This window comes from Azonexus sp. IMCC34842 (assembly GCF_050368855.1).
Taxonomy (GTDB): Bacteria; Pseudomonadota; Gammaproteobacteria; order Burkholderiales; family Rhodocyclaceae; genus Azonexus; species Azonexus denitrificans_A.
Map to the genome: position 1 here is coordinate 2527911 of NZ_CP178449.1, position 21698 is coordinate 2549608.

Here is a 21698-nt window from a genome sequence, read left to right on the forward strand (position 1 = left end):
GCGTTTTCCTTACAAGGCTGCTGCGAGTTCTTCGCGGGTAACGACGGCGGTTCCCAGCTTGCCGACGACGATGCCGGCGGCGATATTGGCCGCGCGAATGGCCTCGTCCCAGTTGGCCCCAGCCGCCAGCATCACGGCCAGCGTGGCAATGACCGTGTCACCGGCGCCCGAGACGTCGAACACTTCCCGCGCCAGGGCTGCCTGATGATGCGTCTCGCCTTCGGAAAACAGGGTCATCCCCTCTTCGCTGCGCGTCACCAGCAGCGCTTCGAGTCCGAGTTCGGCGCGAAGTTTCTGGGCTTTGGCAAAGAGATCGGCCTCCGAGGACCAGCGGCCAACCACTTCCCGGAGTTCCGAGCGGTTCGGCGTAATCACCGTCGCCCCGGCATATTTGGCGTAATCGTCGCCTTTCGGGTCGACCAGCACCGGCTTGCCGGCGGCCCGGGCCAACCGGATCATTTCGGCGATATGGGTCAGCCCGCCCTTGCCGTAATCGGACAGAATCACCACGTCCGCTTCGACGACGCGCTTTTCAAACTCGGCCAGCTTGGCCTGGAGGATTTCGTGCGAAGGCACCGTTTCGAAGTCGATGCGTAGCAATTGCTGTTGCCGGCCGATGACACGAAGCTTGACCGTGGTATCGATGGCCCGGTCGACATGCAATCCGGCATCGATTTCGCCGTCGGCGAGCAAGCGGGACAGACTGCGCCCCGCCTCATCATCACCGACCACCGAAAGCAGCGCCGTTTTGGCCCCGACCGCTGCCGCATTACGCGCCACGTTGGCGGCCCCGCCCAAACGCTCCTCGATTCGTTCAACCTTGACCACCGGCACCGGCGCTTCCGGCGAAATCCGGCTGACCTCGCCAAACCAGTAACGGTCGAGCATCACATCGCCAACCACGAGCAGGCGAACCCGCGCTATTTTTTCCAACATGTCGTTTTTCGCTTAACGCCCGATGGCGAAATATTCGATACCCAGCCCGCGCACGAACTTCGGATCATAGAGATTCCGCCCGTCAAAGATGACCGGATTCTTCAATGTCTGCTTGATCGCCTCGAAATCCGGGCTGCGGAATTCCTTCCACTCGGTAACGATGACCAGTGCATCGGCCTGATCGAGCGCCCCCATCGGATTCTCGGCATAGTTGAGGCGAGCTTCGTCACCGTAGATGCGCTGGGTTTCGTGCATCGCAACCGGGTCGTAGGCGGTAACCGTGGCGCCGGCAGCGAAGAGGTCGGCGATCAGCTCGCGGCTTGGTGCTTCGCGCATATCGTCGGTATTCGGCTTGAAGGACAGACCCCAGAGCGCAAAATGCTTGCCTTTGAGATCGCCGAAACGGGATTTCAGCTTCTTGGTCAGCAGGTGTTTCTGGGCGTCGTTGGCTTCTTCGACCGCGGTCAGTACCTTCAGGGTAATGTTGGCGTCGTCTTCCGCTGTCTTGATCAGGGCCTTGACGTCCTTCGGAAAGCAGGAGCCGCCGTAGCCACAACCGGGATAGAGAAAGTGGTAGCCGATCCGCGGATCGGAGCCGATGCCCTGGCGAACCATTTCGATGTCAGCACCAAGCACCTCGGCCAGATTGGCCAGCTCGTTCATGAAGCTGATGCGCGTCGCCAGCATCGCGTTGGCAGCGTACTTGGTCAGTTCGGCACTCTTCACGTCGGTGATGATCAGGCGTTCGTGGTTGCGCTGGAACGGTGCGTAGAGGGCGCGCATCAGATGGATGGCCTGTTCCTCCTCAGCGCCAACGACAATCCGGTCGGGGCGCATGAAGTCTTCAACGGCAGCCCCCTCTTTCAGGAACTCCGGGTTGGAAACGACGCTATAGGGGATGTCGACCGCACGCTTCTTCAGTTCGTCGGCGATAGCGGCTTTGACCTTGGCGCCGGTACCGACCGGCACCGTGCTCTTGTCAACGATAACCTTGTAGTCGGTCATCAGGCGACCGATGTTGCGGGCAGCACCGAGCACGTACTGGAGGTCGGCCGAGCCGTCCTCATCTGGTGGCGTGCCGACGGCGATGAACTGGATGGTGCCGTGCTGGACGGCCTTCTCGACATTGGTAGTGAAGTGCAGGCGGCCGGCAGCCACGTTGCGGCGGACCATTTCCTGCAAACCCGGTTCAAAAATCGGGATGCCGCCCTCTTCAAGAATCCGGATTTTCTCGGGATCGACGTCCAGACAGAGAACGTCGTTGCCCACTTCAGCCAGACAGGTACCACTAACCAGACCGACATAGCCGGTGCCGACAACGGTAATTTTCATGGATGCTTCCTACAAAGTTTGATCGAATTCTTCACTACGGCGAGGCGGGTAGGTTTCCCAGCCGCCACAGGCCGGACAGCGCCAATAGAACTGGCGCGCCTTGAAGCCGCAATTATCGCATCGATAACGCGACAGGCGCTTGGTATAGCCCTGGATGATGGTCTTCGCAATCTCGACATCGGGCCGAACTTCCGGTGCCACCAGCGGCAAGCGGGCGCTCATCAGCTTTTCCAGACCGAGCAGGGTCGGGTTGCGCTGCAACTCGGCTCGCACCAGACGGTAGGCCGCCTCGGTGCCCTCGCCTTCAAGTACCAGTTGATAAACAACATCGAGCAAATCGAGCGACGGATAACGCTCAAGATAGCCGCTGAGCAAGGCGATACCCTCATCGCGACGCTCCTGCTTGCGATAGGTCTCGAGCAGACGCTGGGCAACCAGCGCCAAGTAGGCCGGATCCTGCTGTTCGATCCGTTGCCAGGCTTCAATGGCGGCCTCCGGCCGGCCTTCCTGCGCCAGCAAATCGCCCTGCAGCAGGCTCGCCCGAACGCATTTGCGGTTCTGCTGCATCGCCGACTCAAGGTAAGCCCGTGCCGAATCCGGCTTCGAGCGCATGATCTCGGTAGCGGCCAGTTCGCAGTAAAACTCAGCCACTTCCTGTTGCGACGCGACATCCGGCAACTCACGGGCCAATCCGATCGCCTTCAGCCACTCCTTCTCGACCTGATAAATTTCCAGCAGGTTGCGCTTGGCATCGGCCTCAAAAGTGGTATCGATCAGCTTGTTGAAAATCTCTTCAGCCCGGTCGAGCAAGCCGGCCTTGAGATAATCCTGACCGAGTTCGGCCAGCGCATGCAGACGAACGGCGTCGTCGAGGTCAGCCCGGTCGATCAGATTCTGGTGCATGCGGATCGCCCGCTCGGTCTCACCCCGCCGGCGAAAAAGGTTACCGAGCGCGAAATGCAGCTCAACCGTCTGCGAATCAACCTTGGCCACTTCGAGAAACGAGTCGATGGCCTTGTCGGGTTGTTCGTTGAGCAGGAAATTCAAACCTTGAAAATAGGAACGCGGCAGGGAACTGGATTCATGTACGACCTGACGCATGTCCACGCGGGCGGCCGCCCAACCCAGCCCGAAAAAGACGGGGATCAGCAGCAACTGCCAGTATTCGAAGAGATCGCTCATGCTGCCGGAGGCTGCTCGGGCAAGACAACCGGCTGTACTTTATCGGTTGCCCGCTTAAGACGAGCTATTTCCCGGCGTTGACGATAAATGACACCGACCACCGAAAGCACGCCAAGAACCGCACCACCCGAAAAAAAGGCAAGCAGAACGATAACCAACGGTGCCTGCCAAACCTGACCGAGCAGGAAATGAAGGTTTACCGGATCGGTATTCTGGACGGCAAAAACGACCAGAAAGAAAAAGATGATGAGCCGGATGGCCCAGGTCAATACTGTCATGACATTCAATAAAAAAGGGCAGTGAAATCACTCACTGCCCTGAATCTACCACATTGCGCCTGCACGATATCAGATCGACTGATCGACCCGTTCGCGCAATTCCTTGCCCGCCTTGAAATGGGGAACCCATTTGGCAGGAACGCAGACCTTTTCACCCGACTTGGGGTTACGACCAGTACGCGGCGGCCGATAGTTGAGCGCAAAGCTGCCGAATCCACGGATCTCGATACGATCCCCTCGCACAAGTGCTTCGGACATCGCATCGAGAATCATCTTGACCGCAAAATCAGCATCCTTCGCCACCAACTGCGGAAACCGCTCCGCCAGCCGGGCGATGAGCTCGGATTTGGTCATGCTTTTGCCTTATCAGCCTTGCTGGTTGAGCTTGGCCTTCAACAGGGCACCCAGGTTGGTCGTACCGGAAGCAGCGGCAGAAGATTCAGCAGAAAGCTTCTGCATCGCTTCGTGCTGTTCGGCGTTGTCCTTGGCCTTAATCGACAGGTTGATACCGCGGGTCTTGCGATCGACGTTGATGATCATCGCTTCAACCGTATCGCCCACCTTCAGGTGTTGCGACAGGTCGTCGATACGATCGCGCGAGAACTCGGAGGCACGCAGATAACCTTCGTTCTCACCATCCAGCGTGAGAACGGCGCCACGAGCATCAACCGACTTGACGGTGCAATTGACGATGCTGTTCTTTTCGTGGGTGGCAATGAAGTTGGTGTAGGGATCGCCTTCCATCTGCTTGATGCCGAGGGAGATGCGTTCCTTTTCGACATCAATACCGAGAACCAGAGCTTCAACTTCGTCGCCCTTCTTGAAGTTGCGGATGGCTTCTTCGCCAGTCGCGCTCCAGGACAGGTCGGACAGATGAACCAGACCATCGATGCCACCAGGCAGGCCAATGAAGATACCGAAGTCGGTGATCGACTTGATGGCACCACGGACCTTATCGCCCTTCTTGTGGTTCATCGCGAAGTCGTCCCACGGATTCGGCTGGCACTGCTTCATGCCCAGGGAGATACGACGACGCTCTTCGTCGATTTCCAGAATCATGACTTCGACTTCATCACCCAGGGAAACAACCTTGGACGGATGAACGTTCTTGTTGGTCCAGTCCATTTCGGAGACGTGCACCAGGCCTTCGATGCCTTGTTCGATCTCGACGAAGGAACCGTAGTCGGTCAGGTTGGTGACCTTGCCGAACAGGCGAGTACCGGCCGGGTAACGGCGGGCAATACCAACCCACGGATCGTCGCCCAATTGCTTCATACCCAGGGAGACGCGGTTCTTCTCGGCGTCGAACTTGAGGATCTTGGCGGTAACTTCGTCACCGACATTGAGCACTTCGCTCGGGTGACGGACACGACGCCAGGCCAGGTCGGTGATGTGCAGCAAGCCATCGATGCCGCCGAGGTCGACGAATGCGCCGTAGTCGGTGATGTTCTTGACGATACCCTTGACGGTAGTACCTTCCTTGAGGTTCTCGAGGAGCTTTTCGCGATCTTTGTCAGCGGTGGCTTCGAGCACGGCACGACGCGACATCACGACGTTGTTGCGCTTGCGATCGAGCTTGATAACCTTGAATTCGAGGGTCTTGCCTTCGTACGGGGTGGTGTCCTTGACCGGACGCATGTCGACCAGCGAACCCGGCAGGAATGCACGGACGCCATTGGACATGACGGTGAGGCCGCCCTTGACCTTGCCGGTAATCGTACCGGTGACCAAGGAGTTGTCGTTCAGGGCTTGCTCCAGGAAGTTCCAAGCGGCGATGCGCTTGGCGCGATCGCGCGACAGGCGCGTTGCGCCGTAGCCGTCTTCCAGCATCTCGATGGCGACTTGAACAAAATCACCCACCTTGACTTCAAGCTCGCCCTGATCATTCAGGAATTCTTCGAGCGGAACATAGGATTCCGATTTCAGGCCGGCATTGACCACAACGAAATTGTGATCGATGAGCACCACTTCTGCAGTGATGACTTCGCCTTGACGCATTTCCTGGCGAGCCAGGGATTCTTCAAATAGTTGAGCAAAAGATTCCATTGACGGAGAGAACTTTCGTGCCGCGAACCGTGAAATTCACAGCGGGTTAGAGTTTGAATCACGTTGCCGACCCCATGGCCGGCAACACCTTACTGCAATGCTTCCCTGCTCCACATCAACACCTGATTCACCGCCTGTTCGATCGTCAGCGACGTGGTGTCCAGCAGCTTGGCATCCGCTTCCTGCCTGAGCGGAGCCACGCTACGCTCGGAATCCCGAGCATCGCGCTGCTGCAAATCAAGCAGAAGGTCGGGGAGATTAGCAGAGAAACCTTTTTCGATCAACTGCTTATAACGGCGCTCCGCCCTGGCTTCTACACTTGCGGTCAGGAAGACTTTAAGCCGAGCTTGCGGAAAAACCACAGAGCCCATATCACGTCCATCACCGACCAGTCCGGGCGCCTTGTTGAAAACTCGCTGACGGAACAACAGCGCTTCGCGGACGGCAGGCAGCGCAGCCACTTTCGAAGCACCTGAGGAAATTTCCTCAGTACGAATAGCGTCGCCGACCGGTTGACCATCAAGACTGATGTCCTTTTCCGAAAATACAATGTCGAGCTTCTCGGCGATGGCGGCAATCCGAGACTCATCGTTCCAATCAAGGCCTACCCGTTGCGCCGCCAACGCCGTCAGACGGTACAGGGCGCCGGAATCGAGATAGGCGAAGCTCAGCGCTGCCGCCACCCGGGCCGCAACAGTCCCCTTGCCTGAGGCAGAAGGGCCATCAATGGCGATCACCGGCGCAGCCTTGGTGACACCGGCAAACCGCCCGAAATAATCGGGGAAGGTCTTCGCGACGCACTTCGGATCGTTGATGCGGAGCGGCGTGCCGAAAGCCGCCAAGGAGAAGCACATCGCAATCCGGTGATCGTCGTAGGTATCGATCGCCGCCGACCTCAGGCTGGCCGGCGTCACGCGGATGAATTCCGCCCCCTCCTCGACGCCAGCACCTAGCTTGCGCAACTCGGTCGTCATTGCGGCGATGCGGTCGGTTTCTTTGACCCGCCAGCTGGCTATGTTGCGCAGCGTTGTCGTCCCCTTAGCGAACAAGGCGGCCGTCGCCAGAGTCATCGCCGCATCGGGGATGTGATTGCAATCCAGATCGACTGCGACCAAACCGGTTTTCGGTGCGCGCGCCTCCATCCAGTTAGGGCCCATCTCGATCTTGGCCCCCATCTGCACCAGCGCTTCGACGAATTTGACATCACCCTGGATCGAATCGCGTCCGACCCCTTCGACGCGCACTGGTCCGCCACCAATAGCCCCCAAGGCAAGGAAATACGACGCCGAGGAGGCATCGCCTTCGACATAAACTTTTCCCGGCGAAACATAACGACTACCGGCCACCACGGTAAAGCGCTGCCAGCCGTCGCGCTGAACATGCACTCCAAAACGCGCCATGGTCGCCAGCGTGATCTCAATGTAGGGCTTGGAAATCAGCTCGCCGACCACTTCGACAGTTACCATCTCACCAGTCAGCGGCAAGGCCATCAGCAGGCCAGTCAGAAACTGGCTAGAGACATCGCCGCGTACCTTGAGTATACCGCCCGGGCGAATGGTGGCCGGCTTCAGGTGTAGCGGCGGATAACCGTCGTTGCCGAGATAAGTGACATCGGCACCGAGTTGGCGCAGGCCGTCGACCAGATCGCCGATCGGCCGCTCATGCATGCGTGCCACGCCCTTCAACACGTAATCACCGCCGACCAGCGCCAGGGCCGCGGTCAGCGGGCGGAAGGCGGTCCCGGCGTTACCAAGGAACAGCTCCGCCTGATGCACAGGGACGCGCCCGGCACAGCCGCTGATCCGCCAGTTATCGCCACCCAGATGGGCTACGCCGACGCCGAGGATCTTGAGCGCCTCCAACATGCGCTCGGTGTCATCGGAAGCGAGCAGGTCGCGGACCTCCGTTTCGCCTTCAGCCAGCGCAGCGAGCAGCAGGACACGGTTGGAGATGCTTTTCGAACCCGGCAGGCGGACGGTTCCGGTAGCGGACAATAATTGGGGAAGATCAAGAAATTCCATCCGATAGCACACTCCCGGACTTTCAAGCCCGAGCCAAGTTAAATTTTAAATTGGCGTTTGCCGGTTAAGAAACAGACTACAAAGCTCGCTCTCGTTTCGAGCGCCGCCAAGAACCGACAATGAACACCGATACCACCCCGACCAACAGGCCACAAATCAAGCCGAGGAAAAGAATCAGGGATTTCTTCGGAGAAACTGGTTTATCAGTAACGAATATGTCCTCCAAGGCTTCGGCTGGCTGAGTATACGGCACGCCAAGCGCCGTTTCGAGGGCGAGAATTGCCTGACGCTGCTTGAAGACATCGGATTCTTTTTGAACACGCAAGTCAGTCATCAGCGAAAGCTGAGTAAAGCGATCATCTTTGACTCCGACGTTAACCACCAGTTTATTGATCGATTGAAGCTCGCGCTCCGCGCTCGCCAAGCGCTCTCTGGCAATCGCCAGATCCTGCCGTAACTTTTCAATCATCGGCTTAGCCAACACACCTTCACGTTTGGCCAGCTCTTTGATCGATTCGTCGGCTATTTTCCTAGCGAGCTCAGGGGTTTCCGCTTTTGCATTCAATTCGATCAGCGGTGCACTGCCGGGGGTCGCCGTCGCCTTGACGATCTGCAACGATATGTATTTGGTTGTCGCGTTCGTCGAACGCATCAAGTCTTCAACCCAAGTTTGATTGCCTACCCTCTCTGCCACCTTCAATTGAAACGCTGGCGTTTTCATTCGTTCAACCGCTTGTGCGGCAGGCTCAATCGGCATGTTAATCGCTTGCCCAGGCTGCCCAGGCACTCCGGACACTCCGGCCTGACCAACCACCCCAACCACCCCAACCTGCACAACCGCGACCGCCTCATACTTGGGCGGCAAAACCATCAGAGCGGCACCAGCACAAACAGTCCCAACCACAGTACCACCAACCACGTAACACCAGCCACCCCGTAACTTTTCCCATAGATCAAACAGACTAACCTCGTCTTCATGCACAACTTCATTTCCGTTCATTTATCGAGCTTTCCAAAAATCTCAGAGCACTAGCACGTCACGCATTGGCAGGCGCTACCATCACCCGCCACAACAACTCCCCATCACCATGCCGAGCCGGAGCGTACTCACGCACCAACAAGCCCAGCAATTCCAACACTTTCTCGTAATCGAATGCTTGACTAGCCTCCTCCAAATCCCCAAGTCGCTCCATCAGCATCGACCACGGCAACTCATGCTCATACGCCCGCATTATCAACGGATGAGATGTTCCTTCTACATTTTCGCCAATAAGCAACTCCTCGTAGAGCTTCTCCCCCGGTCGCAACCCAACTACCTCGATCGCAATATCGCCATCCGGATGTGCTGCGTCGCGCACTTCAAAACCACTCAGATGCACCATGCGCCGAGCCAAATCGATAATTTTAAGCGGTTTGCCCATATCCAGCACATAGACCTCACCACCTTTACCCATAGAGCCAGCCTGAATGACCAATTGAGCAGCCTCGGGGATAGTCATAAAATAACGAGTAATATCAGTATGGGTCAGGGTAATCGGTCCCCCTGCCGCGATTTGCTTACGAAACAGCGGCACGACCGAACCCGAGGAACCAAGCACATTGCCAAAGCGCACCATGCAGAAACGAGTCGCCCCTCCCTTTCTTGCCAAGGCCTGCAAAATCAGTTCCGAGAGGCGTTTACTGGCCCCCATCACATTGGTTGGGCGCACTGCCTTGTCAGTGGAAATCAAGACAAAAGTTTCCACCCCCGCAGCTAGCGCGGCCTCCGCCATATGCCGCGTACCCACCGCATTATTCCGCAATCCTTCAATTGGGTTATGCTCCACAAGCGGTACGTGTTTGTAGGCTGCAGCGTGATATACGGTCTGCACCCCAAAGCTCTTCATCACCATTTCATTGCGACGCAAATGAACTACTGACCCCAGCAAGGGCACTAACTCTACTTGTAAAGCGTTACGCGAACATAACGCTGCTAATTCCTGCTCGATTGAATACAACCCAAACTCGGACAGTTCCATCAATATCAACCGTGATGGTTGAAGCAGGATAATCTGACGACAAAGCTCTGAACCGATGGATCCCCCCGCACCTGAAACCAGGACAACTTTTCCAGTAATACATTTACCCAGCAATGTGGCGTCAGGCACAACGGATTCCCGACCCAGCAAATCTTCGATTTCGACCTCTCTAATTACATCGACCGTAACATTTCCACTCACCACATCGGCCATGCCCGGCACCAGCCTGACCTTGCAATGAAAATCCTCAAGGCGATCTATAACCTCTAGCCGCCGCGTTCGGCTGGCCGAAGGAATAGCCAACAACAACTCATCAAGTTGCTTGGAAACAATGACTGACGGGAGCTCATCCGGCGAATAAACCCGCAGCCCAGCCACCTCGGTATTCTGCAATGCAGGCTTATCATCGAAAAAAGCCACTGGCAAATATTCCCTGCCCGCACGCAACGCATAGGCCAACTGCGTACCCGCCCGACCAGCACCGTAGATTGCAACCCGCACACGAGAATCCTGAGCACGCTCAGTACGCAGAAAATAGCTGCGCGCAAGAAAACGCGTTGCCCCCACATACAGAATGGCCAGCACCCAATAGATACCCAGAACGCCGCGCGACAAGCCTGGGGTGTGGGTCAAGGCGACGCCAGCAGCTAGCAAGATAACAGACAAAGTGACCCCGCCGGCGACTACAAAAACCACCCGATCCTCCATGAATCGGATAACTGCACGATAAAGGCCAAGCCGAATAAATATTGGAATTGCCAGCAATGGTGCCGCAATCATTTGCCAGCGATAACTGGCCAATACCGGATTCCAGGTTTCAAAGCGCAACCCCAGCGCCGACCAAAATGCAAAAGACAGCAGTACTAAATCTATTACGACGGCAAACGCCTGTTTTTTCCTGCGCGAAAGCGACAATAACGGTTTCAACATTGACTTACCCCCTCTCCGGGAGCAAGAACTACGCAGGCACCAATTGTTGTTACCCCACACCCTAACGCAGAACCAGCCAGCCTCCAGACACCACACCCCAAAACAGCCCCCCCCACCATCGCAACATGAATACCCAAACGACCAAAATCAATACGGTGATGAGCCACCGTCGGAAACTCAAATCCTGCAGCCGTGAACTGGCCGCATTGCACCTCCCGCAATTGATTGGCGCCAATTGCAACTACCGCATTTTCGGCAATGGCCCGGTATTTCCTAATATCTGCAGTAGCTCCAAATACTGAACAACCCCGGACCTTGGTCAATTCCGAAAAGGTATCATCCTGAAAAACCGCGAATTCATCCGAAAGCAACACGGCTTCACGCATGACCACCTGCCCCAACAATAATCAGAAGAGGCATCAGTGAGACACCCCATCACGCCGAAGCACTTTGACGAAAGTCAGCCATAAAATCTGAATATCAAACACGAGGGAGCGCCTTTGAAGATACTCGACATCTAGCTTCACCTTTTCAGGAATTGGCAATTCATCCCGCCCATTAATCTGAGCCCAGCCAGTCAAGCCTGGAATTAAATCATGCACTCCTTGCTTAGCACGCAAGGAAATTAGATCATCCTGATTGAAAAGCGCCGGTCGCGGCCCGACAAAACTCATATCACCTTTGAGAATACTCCACAACTGAGGTAACTCATCCAGACTCGATTTACGCAGAAAGGAGCCTATTGGAGTCAGATATACCTTTGGATCATTCAACAGATGCGTCGCCATTGCTGGCGTTCCCACCCGCATGCTACGAAATTTCGGCATCTGAAAGATACGGTTTCCCTTACCGACCCGATCAGACCAATACAGCGCTGGTCCTGGCGAGGTCAAGCGGACCAAAACCGCTACAAACAAAATCGGTAGCGCCAAAACAATCATCGCGCACAACCCAAAAGTCAAATCAAACAGACGCTTCATGCCGACCAATCATTTAAACCAAAAATATTAATGCACCCCATGCGGATCTCCTATCGATTCGGGATTCTCACAAATACGTACTCCAATTCGCACCACGCTCTTTTGATTAGATCGAACACAAGCGCCCAAAGCGTAAACCGTTATTTCTTTCTTCAGTTGAGGTAAAACCTTACTCTGTCCTGTCAGCAGGACAGAGTAAGGTCATCAAATCATTACGACGAAGATCAAACCACGCTTGAAAAGCAGCCTCTTTTTGAGATCATGCAACACAGCCTAGCGTAGCCCTTCCGCCTTGATCCAGCGCTCGCCCGTTATACGCACCCCCTCATCTACACTCACCGGGGGCACCCAACCCAAGAGTTGCTTGGCTTTGCCAATATCCACCTGTAACGAACCACACAAGCGTTGAGCGATATTCGGCCGCCTAATCAATTTTGCCGCCAGCAAGATCAAACCCACTGGCACAGGAGCCAAACGCGCCGGCCGTCCGAGCCCAGCAGCCGTCCGACGCAACAATGCTGCGGTCGACAAGTCTTCATCATCTGAAACCAGAAAGGTCTGGTTTCCGGCAGCAGGATGGTCGATGCAGGTGATGATGAGATCAACGAGATTGTCCAAAAATACAAGGCTACGCCGATTTTCGGTTACCCAACCAAGCGGAAGCGGAACACCGCGCCACAACCAACTCATCATTGCTTGAAAGTTCCCCTTAACCCCCGGCCCGTAGACCAGCGGAGGACGAATAATAACAACCTCCATCCCCGTCTCTTGCGACAACGCCCGAAGCCCCTCCTCGGCCTCCATCTTGGAAATCCCGTACGGGTCGTTTGGATTAGGCAACTGGTCAGCGGTGAATGGCCTATCAGCTTCGGTCTGATCGCCATTCACCTTGATTGAACTCAGAAAAATAAAGCGTTTAACGCCCGCAGCAGCAGATTGCTGCGCAAGATTTAAAGTACCTTCAACATTGATGTGACGAAACTCGGATATCGGATCTGCAGCTTGATCGTTCATAATGTGAACACGAGCAGCGCAGTGCACAACAGTCCTCACTCCATTACATGCTTCAGACCAATCCTCGCTTGCTGATAACTGCGCCCGAACCACTTCCGTTCCCACAGGAAGTCCCTCATCAGATAGATTTCTGACCGATATTCTGACCTGTTGTTGCTGAGCTAAGGTGGCAGCCAATGCACACCCAACGAAACCGGAAGCGCCTGTTACAAGAATCACCCAAGCCCTCTTTTCAAATCCAACAAAACTGTCATGAGTCTCGCCGCCAACATTCTAGGCTCAAAATTTTCCTGATAAAATTTACACGCATTTTTTCCCATGCAATCGAGTCGATCTTTCGGTGTATCGCGTAGTTGCTTAACCGCCTCGGCCAAAGCTAATGCATCTTCCGCAGGGCAAGTTAGTCCAGCATCCGCCTTCTTTACAATCCGCGCCCCTTCACCATCGAGAGAAGCAATAACAGGCTTACCCGCTGCAAAGTAGGCTTGTAGTTTGCTAGGCACCGTTTGATTCATAATCGGACTACGAATCAAACTAACCAAAAGAACCGAAGCTTTTTCCATGATAGTCGGCATTGCTGAAGGAGGAAAACGCCCTGGCAGTTTCACATTATCCAAACCCAGTCTGGCGATCTCTCCATGGAGCCATTCCGAACGACTACCACTTCCGATCAGAATGAAGGAGACATCTCGTTCGTACCGAAGTATATTTGCAGCTTGAAGTACGGTATCAAGGGATTGAACGGTTCCAAGATTCCCTGCGAAAACGATGTTAAACCCGGGACCGTAGCTTACTAGCGACTCAGTATCTCGTGGATTTGAAAAAGCAAAGTCTCCTGGGTTTGGATGGTAAACAACAGGTGTACCACCTGCCATTTTCCGGACAGACGCCTCAAAGGCCTCCGATTGAACTAAAAGGACATCGTTTCTCCGATAGATCCATCGCACAACCGTAGAAACAGCCTCAAGTAAAATCTTGTTTTTAACAAAACCAGTTGCACTGAGACTCTCTGGCCAAAGATCCTGAACCCAAGTCACCAGAGAAGCCTTTTTCAGCCACGCCAGCCAAATTGCCGGAATAACCTGAAGAATAGGCGACGGCGCAAAAACCAATATGGCATCAATTGAACGGCCGCGGAGAACCCATGGGCCAAAAACCGCCGCAGAAAATACAAATGACAGATAGTTTATAGCCAAACGTATTGCAGAGCCGGGACCACGAGGAACTAATGGGACACGTAGTACTTCAATCCCTTGGTGCACCTGGGCCCCAATAGAGCACGCCGAGTATCCATTAAATATTTCTCCATCTGGATAGTTTGGTTGCCCAGTAAGCACTAGCACCTCACACCCAGCATCTCGAAGAGCAATAGCGACTTCCGTTATTCGAAAGGTCTCAGGCCAGAAATACTGGCTCAGAATCAATACGCGCATACCAGATTCGACCTCAGTCAACCTCGGTTTTTCGCCAAACCTTACGATTCACAAAATCCGTGTAGCTTTGAATAATGCGCAACACCTTGTCTGATACGTTGTCTGGCGAATAATCGTTCACTAGGCGAAGCAATCGCTCGCAGCCGCGCGGTTGTGATTCGAGGATGCTCAATCCCTGAAAAGTACGGTCAACACTCAGGCCAACAAATATCACCGAAGCTTCTTCGAAACCCTCCGGTCGTTCATGCACTTCCCGAAGATTTAGTGCAGGGAAATTCAGAATGGAAGACTCTTCGGTGATCGTGCCGCTGTCCGACAACACGCAGCGCGCTTCGGTCTGCAACTTAATGTAGTCGAGAAAACCAAATGGCTTGAGAAACTGAACCAGCGGATGCGCGGTCAAGCCAATTGCATCCATGCGCTTGCGAGTACGCGGGTGCGTCGACACAATCACCGGCTCCTGATAAGTCTCGGCCAGTGCATTCAGGATGCCGAACAACTTGGTCAGGTTCTCAGGCGAATCCACATTCTCTTCGCGATGCGAACTGACCACGAAGTAACGTCGCGCAGAAAGACCTAGTAACTCCAGCACCTTCGAAGCCTCAATTCCCGGCAAGTAGTGTTCAATGACCTCACGCATCGGACTACCCGTCCTGATCACCTGATCGGGAGGCAGGCCCTCGCGCAATAGGTATTCACGGGCAATTTCGCTGTAAGTCAAATTTATATCCGATGTGTGGTCAACAATGCGCCGATTAATTTCTTCCGGAACACGGAAATCGAAGCAGCGGTTACCTGCCTCCATATGGAATATCGGAATCTTTCTTCTCTTTGCCGCTATGGCAGCCAAGGAACTGTTGGTATCCCCCAAGAGCAATAATGCCTCAGGTTGATGTGCCTGTAGCGCCTTGTCGGCCGCAATGATCACTTGTCCGATAGTTTCAGCCGCCGTTGCTCCAGCAGCCTCGAGAAACATATCGGGCTTGCGGACTCCCAAGTCGCTAAAGAAAACTTCATTTAACTCATAATCATAATTTTGGCCGGTGTGAACCAAAACATGGTCGCAATGAGAATCAAGTTTCGCAATGGTAACTGACAGACGAATGATCTCGGGACGCGTCCCGACGATCGTCATAACCTTGAGCTTACGCATCGATCACCTCACGAATTATGTCGAGTTTCAAAAGCGTTTGCTTTACACCCTTGACATCGAGTTGATGCGTATTGTGCGAAGTGTAGTCATCGATACTGGATATTTCGGTCTCACCCTCGACGAAATATTTGGCGTAGTTCAAGTCCCGGGAATCGGCCGGGATTCGGTAGTAACCACCTAAATCCTCAGATCTCACCATTTCCTCACGTGAAAGCAGCGACTCATAAAGTTTCTCTCCATGACGGGTGCCAATGATCTTGATTTCGTTGTCCCTGCCAAGTAATTCCTTCATCGCCTGAGCCAGATCGCCCACCGTGGACGCGGGCGCCTTCTGGACAAAAATATCTCCCGGTCGTGCATGCTCAAAAGCGTAAAGAACAAGATCCACCGACTCCTCCAAGGTCATGAGAAAGCGGGTCATGGTCGGATCAGTTATGGTCAGCGCTTTGCCAGATTGCAATTGATCGAGAAAAAGAGGAATGACAGACCCTCGCGAAGCCATTACATTGCCATAGCGAGTGGCAGAAAGAACGGTCTTGCCAGGATCACAAAGACGTGACTTTGCTACCATCAGTTTTTCCATCATCGCCTTCGAAATCCCCATGGCATTGATGGGATAAACTGCCTTGTCCGTGCTCAACACAACGCAGCGCTTGACCTCATTGGCAATGGCTGCACGCATAACGTTCTCAGCCCCCAGAACATTGGTGCGAACAGCCTCCATTGGGTAGAACTCGCATGACGGAACCTGCTTCAATGCCGCCGCGTGGAAAACATAGTCCACACCGCGCAGCGCATCATGGATGCTGTCGTAGTTCCGTACATCACCGATGTAGAACTTGAGTTTGTCGCTATTCAAAGCGATGCGCATATCTTCTTGCTTCTTCTCGTCACGGCTGAAAATCCGGATTTCAGAAATATCGGAATGCAGAAACCGCTGGAGAACCGCATTACCAAATGAGCCAGTGCCCCCGGTAATCAACAACGTCTTATTTTTGAACACAATTTTCCTTTCAGATGTAACTCTAGCCAAAGTCCTTCATGGATTTCACCAATTCAGGCCAGGGTTTTGGCTGGAACCCTGTAACCAAACGAAAGCGCGAAGAATCCAGCGAACGATCGATCGCAACACTCTCATCCACCTTGATATCGATAGTCTTCCCGTAGGCATCCGCTAGAAGACACAACAAGTCATACTTGTCTATCGGGTCAGCAGACACATGATAGAGCCCGCGCAAATATGGGTTCGACAGGACGCAATCCCGGATCAGGCGCGCAATTTCGACGGTCGGCAAACCTGAGAAAATCGCCCTCTTGAACCCCCTCACCGACCCGCTTTGTGAGAGAAACCAACCCACAAGGCTTCTCGCGCCTTCAAGTTCGTGACCGATGATCGATGTCCTCAACGTCACCGCGTTTGGATAATCAACCTCGCCGAGAAACTTGCTACGCCCGTAGAGATCCTTCGCATCCGAAAAGTCGGCCTCGGTGTACATCCCTTTCGAACCTGAAAACACACAATCTGTACTCACGTGTACAAAACGCGCTCCAGCAACTGCACATAAGCGCGCCATACGATGTGGCAGCAACGAATTGATCGGAATTGCCGCCAGCGGATCATCAGCCTCCGCCAGTTGCTTGACCAATCCAATACAGTTAATAACCACCTCGGGTTTCACTCCCCCCAAAACATGCATCAGATTATCGATATTCTCAACATCAACGCCGCTGATCAGGGCAGATTGCAAAAACTCGGGAAAGAGTCTCCTAGAACGTTCACTCCGCACTGTTCCAATAACGTCGAAGCCATCGCTTTCCGCAAACAAGCGAAAAACCGCATTCCCCAGCATGCCGGATGCCCCTAAGACCAGTATCTTCATGTTCTGAATCGCTCCCTTTTACCGTTAATTTTTAAGATGGACAAAGTCGGGGCACTGCTGACTTTGCCCAAGCATCCACTGGTAGGCCCCAAGCGCAGAGCGGCCAATCTGATCCCACGCATACTTCTCTTTGACGAGCAGAATGCCTCGCTGTCCCATTTCACTTAATTCTTCCCGAGGCGTATTCATGGCAGCAACCAGAGCACAAGCAATTCCATCCACGCCTGGCTGCACCCACCACCCGCAGCACCTACTCTCAATATCCTCCCAAGGCGCTCCGGTTGTCGTAATAACTGGAACACCGCGCGCAAGCGCTTCAGCGACAGCAATTCCGAAATTCTCCGAGTAGGTAGGTAATACGAATACATCCGCTCCGGCGAACAGAGCCTCTTTCCGCTCTCCGGTAACCAAACCAGTGAACTCGAAGTCGTACCTTAGCCCTAAGGAGTCGACCTGCGCGCGAATCTGATCAAGATGCCCATCCTCATCCGGCCCGGCAATAACAACTTGCCATCCAGGTTGCCGAACCAATGCCCATGCTGCAACAAGGTCAGGCAATCCTTTTTTTGGATGTATTCGCGACAAAAACAGAAATTTACGCTTCCCTGCTTGCAAGCGTGCAAGCACAGGCGGCATGTCAACCCCATTGGGAATGACTGCAACAGGCGTCTCTATACCTAGACGTCGGATACTTTCAAGCTCCTGCCTAGCGGTAGCAACAATCATGGATGCTTTAGAAAATACGCGCTTCTGATACAAAGCTAAGGCGAGTTTCTTTTTCCATCCACGGTGCTGAAGCGCCCATGGCTCAAGACACCCATGCGGCGATACAACTACCGGAATGCCTTTAATAGAAGCAAGATAACTGGCCACAACGAGAATGGGCGTCCAAGTTCCATGAATATGAACGACGTCAAAGCTAAACTGATCAAGATATCGCTTTAGAGCTCTAATCCGAGACAAGAGCCCCACACCACCACCTCCATCAAGCCTAACGGCACCGACACCGCTATCCACACTAATTTCTTCCTTGCTACGGTCAACGACGAAAAGTGAAATATTTGCATTAGATAGCGCGAGCGCTTGAGCGTAGCGCAACGCGGCAAGCCCAAGACCGCCAAAATCCGAAGCTATGCTTTGTACAATATGAAGTTGCTTCATAATTTGTGAAGTCATGAGTCCAGTTAAAACACATAGCGAAATGGCTTCACTAAGCGCAAAACAAAAATTACACAAAAACAAGTTACAAAAACCCCAACTGTAACAAGAGGAATAGTCACCCATGGATTCCCAATCCCGACCGAAATCCCTTGCATTCTAAACAGTTCAATTACTAACACATGGAGACCATAAATACCTAACGTACAATCTGCCAAGACCGAGAGCACTTTAGATGGCGCCTTGCGATCCATGCCCATAAAAGCAATAAATAATCCGTAACCAGCTGCAACAACAAATGGAGAAAGATAGACAAAAAAGAATTCGCACGGCTGACTGAAGTGCGCAGAAAGAATATAGCTACCTGCGGCCGTAATCGCTGAAGCCAACAAAAAAACAACAGTCCCAAAAATCGAATTATATTTCCCGTCAGCTATATAAGCCCCAAGAACCAAGTACCCTAAATAACCGCTAAAATACGAAAGGTGGTATGTCGAAGAAAATGTATCAAATCCAATATAACCTTCACAATGAAGATTGAAAATCAGATTATTTAAGGTAGGAATTACTGACGCAACCACGAACCATACACCGATGAACCACACATGTTCAGAGCGTGAACTGTTGTTATAAAATTTACGGATAACAGGCACAAACAAATAAATTCCGACCAAAGCATAAAAGTACCACAGATGATACATTGTTGGCCCTTTTAGCATCGCCGCCACCCAATTTCCTGTAGCCACACCATTATAATCCAACCAAAAAAGATATAGCATCGACCACAGCACTAGGGGAGGTATAATTCTTACCAAGCGTTTGCCAAAAAAAACTTTTATATTTTCTTTTTTAGGCAATAAAGTAGCCCCTGCAATCATGAGAAATAGGGGAACTGAAGATCTAGAAAGCGAATCATAAAAATTTCCCGACCACCATCTTTCATTAACCGTGCCGTAAATAACTGCTGACAAGTGCAAAAGTATCACCATAAAACAGGCAAGCACCCTTAACGCACAAATTCTATTGTCCAAATTGGGCTCCATTGGCTTTATTTTTCTTGTCATTGTTTGAATGCAGAAAGGTCAATTTTTTTTGCCCCACGGTTAGCGCATAGAGACAGCAAAGCACGAACCCTACTGCGGTCTCTCCACTTTGAAATATTTGGTTATTTGCCGGAATATAATAAAAAACTATGAAAACAAAATAGCAAATAATTATATTTATCGGATGCGGCGCTACCAAAGACAGACCCCACGACAGACCCAAAATATAACCAAAGCCCCCAACAACGATCAATGCTCCGAAAAATCCGAAGTCTGACGCTAACCAAGGATAGATTGAATGCCAGAGCCCCGTCATGCTCCATCCGTGTGATTGCTCCAATAAGCCAGGGAGTGACTGCGACGTAAAATACGCACTACCTGTTAGAGCATCAGCATTACGAGCCAAAAACATTGAATTTCCAAAACCAAACGTAGTATCACTTACAATAGTGAACGTTAGGGACAAAGCGTAATATCCCTGCGTAACATATCTAGTAATGGACTCAAAAACAATAACCAAAAAATCAGGTAGCCATATTGAGACGAAATGATCTCTGTCCGCAAAAATGATTCCGTCCCCGCTGTCAAATGCACCGAGCACACCAGTATCACCCGCACGCTGAACCTGGCCTGCGCCAAAAAATCCAAACAAAGCAACAATCAAGACCCCGAACACAACTAGTATTCTTGAGTTTAGCCTAACATTCAAATACCCAAGTGACACGCCAAGAGAAATCAACCACGGCAGCGTGATAACGAAATCTGCGAGTCCCTTGTTGGTTCCTGTACCAACAAATAAAGAAATATTTAACAAAACTGCACCAAAACTCAAATATTTAATCGATCGACTTAACGACTTCCAGTGCACAACTGCCACAGGGAATAATCCGATGATCCATGGGGAAAGAAGCATCCTGGCATATTCAACAAAAACAAATGAGTTCCCTTGCTCCAATCTCTCAAAATTGAGATTGTATGAAAGACCCGGACTTGTTAAACCAAATATAATATCTGGAACTAAAGCACCAGTACGAGACAGAGAACTTGGAATAAAAAAGGCGTAATTAACCAGCAATGCCACCTTCAGAAAGGTAACGACTGGTTTATGAAAATGAGAAATGGACGCCCCATCACGACCGATCCGGCTCACTTTCCTCCAAGACAAAAAATATCCAAATGCTATAAACACTTGCGCAAGCATAAGGTAGCCAACCACAAAATCCTGATTGGCCGTACCCCAGGGCCACGGCCCGAAGAGATAGAGTAAGATAGTAATGCCAAGATAGACTTGAAAGAAAACCAGCGGAGCTAACCATTTACCACGTAGAGTCAAAATCTCCTCCCATAATCAATCATCGCTCGAAAAAACGAAATCAGTCTTCGAATCGGGCGACTTACGACATTTCTTAGTAGGCGTGCCTTAAATTTATGCCCTCTCAAATCAGCACAATGGCTACAGGCCACACCATACAATTCGATCCCACGCCTGATATTTCCGGCCCTGAAGCTGTTTCTTGCCAATAGTAAATAGGCATACCCATATGCCTCATTTTGTCGGTCGGCGATATTCTTTGGAACATTACTTCCTGAGAAATATCCGTCAAGAACCCGCAAATATTCCCTACTTATATTTTCAGAAACATCTTTATAAGATATTGAATCCGGATGCATTCTGTAACCAGCCAGCACAGAATTACACATTTCAATTCTACCAAGAGACGAAATTCTGATCCAAAATTCTCTATCGGGCGCGAGTTTTAAATCTGCTCGCCATCCACCAAGCGAATCAAATGCAGTTTTGCGAAAAATTGCGCCTGGCCCTATATAACATTCTTGTCGGACCACAGTATCGCTCAGATCAAAAGCGTGGCATATGTTACGTTTGGCCACACGAGAAAAATTATCAATGAGATTAGAATCTGGAAAAACACAAACGATTGACTGTTCTTTCTCAAGCAAGACAACCAGTTCACTTATAGCATTTGGGTACAATAGATCGTCCGAACTTAGGTAGCCGATGTATTTCCCCTCGCATAGGTTCCAGCCCTTATTTAAGGTTTGCGCTTGCCCGATGTTCGCGTGGCGTTCATGGCGTATGCGACCATCAAATTGCTTTAAGACCTCTTGAGTATTATCGGTCGACCCATCATCGAGCACGATGTACTCGATATTTGGATACGTCTGAGACAAAACACTCTCAATAGTTTCAGCAAGATACTCTGCTTGGTTATAAGTTGGAGTAACGATACTAACCAAGGGAAAGTTCTGTGTTGGATTTAATCTCTCTGCCATGC

General features: G+C 52.2%; 20 protein-coding genes. All 20 read right to left on the bottom strand.

Annotated features, from left to right (window positions below; all coding sequences use genetic code 11):
• Nucleotides 1–9: 9 nt before the first annotated feature.
• The 20 genes from rfaE1 to ACLIKD_RS12090 all read right to left on the bottom strand — a co-directional run bounded on the left by rfaE1 (nt 10) and on the right by ACLIKD_RS12090 (nt 21696).
• On the bottom strand, nt 10–936 hold the full coding sequence (gene rfaE1, locus ACLIKD_RS11995) for a D-glycero-beta-D-manno-heptose-7-phosphate kinase (protein WP_428825238.1): 927 nt from the start codon (nt 934–936) through the stop codon (nt 10–12).
• 12 nt (nt 937–948) lie between these two features.
• Nucleotides 949–2268, bottom strand: coding sequence for a UDP-glucose dehydrogenase family protein (locus ACLIKD_RS12000; RefSeq protein WP_226471144.1), 1320 nt, complete (start codon nt 2266–2268; stop codon nt 949–951).
• A 9-nt stretch (nt 2269–2277) separates the two neighbouring features.
• Entirely contained in the window at nt 2278–3450 is a 1173-nt protein-coding gene (gene lapB / locus ACLIKD_RS12005) for a lipopolysaccharide assembly protein LapB (RefSeq protein WP_226416441.1), read from the bottom strand.
• Nucleotides 3447–3728, bottom strand: coding sequence for a LapA family protein (locus ACLIKD_RS12010; protein WP_428825239.1), 282 nt, complete (start codon nt 3726–3728; stop codon nt 3447–3449). The genes lapB and ACLIKD_RS12010 overlap by 4 nt, the downstream gene beginning before the upstream one ends.
• Before the next feature lie 69 nt (nt 3729–3797).
• The gene (locus ACLIKD_RS12015; RefSeq protein ID WP_226416443.1) at nt 3798–4082 is read right to left on the bottom strand and encodes an integration host factor subunit beta; all 285 of its coding nucleotides are present in this window, start codon (nt 4080–4082) and stop codon (nt 3798–3800) included.
• 12 nt (nt 4083–4094) lie between these two features.
• Complete coding sequence (gene rpsA / locus ACLIKD_RS12020) at nt 4095–5774, bottom strand: 30S ribosomal protein S1 (protein ID WP_226416444.1); 1680 nt, start codon at nt 5772–5774, stop codon at nt 4095–4097.
• Between the two features lie 89 nt (nt 5775–5863).
• Entirely contained in the window at nt 5864–7795 is a 1932-nt protein-coding gene (locus tag ACLIKD_RS12025) for a bifunctional 3-phosphoshikimate 1-carboxyvinyltransferase/cytidylate kinase (RefSeq protein WP_428825240.1), read from the bottom strand.
• 76 nt (nt 7796–7871) lie between these two features.
• The gene (locus ACLIKD_RS12030) at nt 7872–8795 is read right to left on the bottom strand and encodes a Wzz/FepE/Etk N-terminal domain-containing protein (protein WP_428825241.1); all 924 of its coding nucleotides are present in this window, start codon (nt 8793–8795) and stop codon (nt 7872–7874) included.
• A gap of 37 nt (nt 8796–8832) precedes the next feature.
• On the bottom strand, nt 8833–10743 hold the full coding sequence (locus ACLIKD_RS12035; protein ID WP_428825242.1) for a polysaccharide biosynthesis protein: 1911 nt from the start codon (nt 10741–10743) through the stop codon (nt 8833–8835).
• Nucleotides 10737–11129, bottom strand: coding sequence for a hypothetical protein (locus ACLIKD_RS12040; RefSeq protein WP_428825243.1), 393 nt, complete (start codon nt 11127–11129; stop codon nt 10737–10739). Before ACLIKD_RS12040 ends, ACLIKD_RS12035 begins: the two co-directional genes overlap by 7 nt.
• 33 nt (nt 11130–11162) lie before the next feature.
• Complete coding sequence (locus tag ACLIKD_RS12045; RefSeq protein WP_428825244.1) at nt 11163–11723, bottom strand: sugar transferase; 561 nt, start codon at nt 11721–11723, stop codon at nt 11163–11165.
• A 273-nt stretch (nt 11724–11996) separates the two neighbouring features.
• Entirely contained in the window at nt 11997–12914 is a 918-nt protein-coding gene (locus ACLIKD_RS12050) for a UDP-glucose 4-epimerase family protein (RefSeq protein ID WP_428825245.1), read from the bottom strand.
• A gap of 38 nt (nt 12915–12952) precedes the next feature.
• On the bottom strand, nt 12953–14170 hold the full coding sequence (locus tag ACLIKD_RS12055; RefSeq protein WP_428825246.1) for a glycosyltransferase family 4 protein: 1218 nt from the start codon (nt 14168–14170) through the stop codon (nt 12953–12955).
• 13 nt (nt 14171–14183) lie between these two features.
• On the bottom strand, nt 14184–15323 hold the full coding sequence (wecB, locus tag ACLIKD_RS12060) for a non-hydrolyzing UDP-N-acetylglucosamine 2-epimerase (protein WP_428825247.1): 1140 nt from the start codon (nt 15321–15323) through the stop codon (nt 14184–14186).
• A complete protein-coding gene (locus tag ACLIKD_RS12065) occupies nt 15316–16326 on the bottom strand; it encodes a polysaccharide biosynthesis protein (RefSeq protein ID WP_428825248.1) in 1011 nt (336 codons plus the stop codon). The genes wecB and ACLIKD_RS12065 overlap by 8 nt, the downstream gene beginning before the upstream one ends.
• Nucleotides 16327–16348: 22 nt before the next feature.
• Nucleotides 16349–17203 (bottom strand): dTDP-4-dehydrorhamnose reductase family protein, encoded by an 855-nt coding sequence (locus tag ACLIKD_RS12070; protein WP_428825249.1) that lies wholly within the window; start codon nt 17201–17203, stop codon nt 16349–16351.
• A gap of 24 nt (nt 17204–17227) precedes the next feature.
• On the bottom strand, nt 17228–18487 hold the full coding sequence (locus tag ACLIKD_RS12075) for a glycosyltransferase (protein ID WP_428825250.1): 1260 nt from the start codon (nt 18485–18487) through the stop codon (nt 17228–17230).
• Nucleotides 18388–19392, bottom strand: coding sequence for an acyltransferase (locus ACLIKD_RS12080; protein ID WP_428825251.1), 1005 nt, complete (start codon nt 19390–19392; stop codon nt 18388–18390). Before ACLIKD_RS12080 ends, ACLIKD_RS12075 begins: the two co-directional genes overlap by 100 nt.
• Nucleotides 19382–20737 carry a hypothetical protein gene (locus ACLIKD_RS12085; protein WP_428825252.1) on the bottom strand — a complete coding sequence of 452 codons (1356 nt, stop codon included), beginning with the start codon at nt 20735–20737 and terminating at the stop codon, nt 19382–19384. Before ACLIKD_RS12085 ends, ACLIKD_RS12080 begins: the two co-directional genes overlap by 11 nt.
• Nucleotides 20734–21696: a glycosyltransferase gene (locus tag ACLIKD_RS12090; protein WP_428825253.1), complete on the bottom strand. Its 963-nt coding sequence runs from the start codon at nt 21694–21696 to the stop codon at nt 20734–20736. Before ACLIKD_RS12090 ends, ACLIKD_RS12085 begins: the two co-directional genes overlap by 4 nt.
• Nucleotides 21697–21698 lie beyond the last annotated feature (2 nt).

Coding starts and splice junctions, on each gene's coding strand:
- rfaE1 (WP_428825238.1), bottom strand. CDS start 936: ATGTTGGAAAAAATAGCGCGGGTTCGCCTGCTCGTGGTTGGCGATGTG.
- ACLIKD_RS12090 (WP_428825253.1), bottom strand. CDS start 21,696: ATGGCAGAGAGATTAAATCCAACACAGAACTTTCCCTTGGTTAGTATC.
- ACLIKD_RS12040 (WP_428825243.1), bottom strand. CDS start 11,129: ATGCGTGAAGCCGTGTTGCTTTCGGATGAATTCGCGGTTTTTCAGGAT.
- ACLIKD_RS12055 (WP_428825246.1), bottom strand. CDS start 14,170: ATGCGCGTATTGATTCTGAGCCAGTATTTCTGGCCTGAGACCTTTCGA.
- rpsA (WP_226416444.1), bottom strand. CDS start 5,774: ATGGAATCTTTTGCTCAACTATTTGAAGAATCCCTGGCTCGCCAGGAA.
- lapB (WP_226416441.1), bottom strand. CDS start 3,450: ATGAGCGATCTCTTCGAATACTGGCAGTTGCTGCTGATCCCCGTCTTT.
- ACLIKD_RS12035 (WP_428825242.1), bottom strand. CDS start 10,743: ATGTTGAAACCGTTATTGTCGCTTTCGCGCAGGAAAAAACAGGCGTTT.
- ACLIKD_RS12075 (WP_428825250.1), bottom strand. CDS start 18,487: ATGGGTGACTATTCCTCTTGTTACAGTTGGGGTTTTTGTAACTTGTTT.
- ACLIKD_RS12000 (WP_226471144.1), bottom strand. CDS start 2,268: ATGAAAATTACCGTTGTCGGCACCGGCTATGTCGGTCTGGTTAGTGGT.
- ACLIKD_RS12025 (WP_428825240.1), bottom strand. CDS start 7,795: ATGGAATTTCTTGATCTTCCCCAATTATTGTCCGCTACCGGAACCGTC.
- wecB (WP_428825247.1), bottom strand. CDS start 15,323: ATGCGTAAGCTCAAGGTTATGACGATCGTCGGGACGCGTCCCGAGATC.
- ACLIKD_RS12010 (WP_428825239.1), bottom strand. CDS start 3,728: ATGACAGTATTGACCTGGGCCATCCGGCTCATCATCTTTTTCTTTCTG.
- ACLIKD_RS12070 (WP_428825249.1), bottom strand. CDS start 17,203: ATGAAGATACTGGTCTTAGGGGCATCCGGCATGCTGGGGAATGCGGTT.
- ACLIKD_RS12015 (WP_226416443.1), bottom strand. CDS start 4,082: ATGACCAAATCCGAGCTCATCGCCCGGCTGGCGGAGCGGTTTCCGCAG.
- ACLIKD_RS12030 (WP_428825241.1), bottom strand. CDS start 8,795: ATGAACGGAAATGAAGTTGTGCATGAAGACGAGGTTAGTCTGTTTGAT.
- ACLIKD_RS12045 (WP_428825244.1), bottom strand. CDS start 11,723: ATGAAGCGTCTGTTTGATTTGACTTTTGGGTTGTGCGCGATGATTGTT.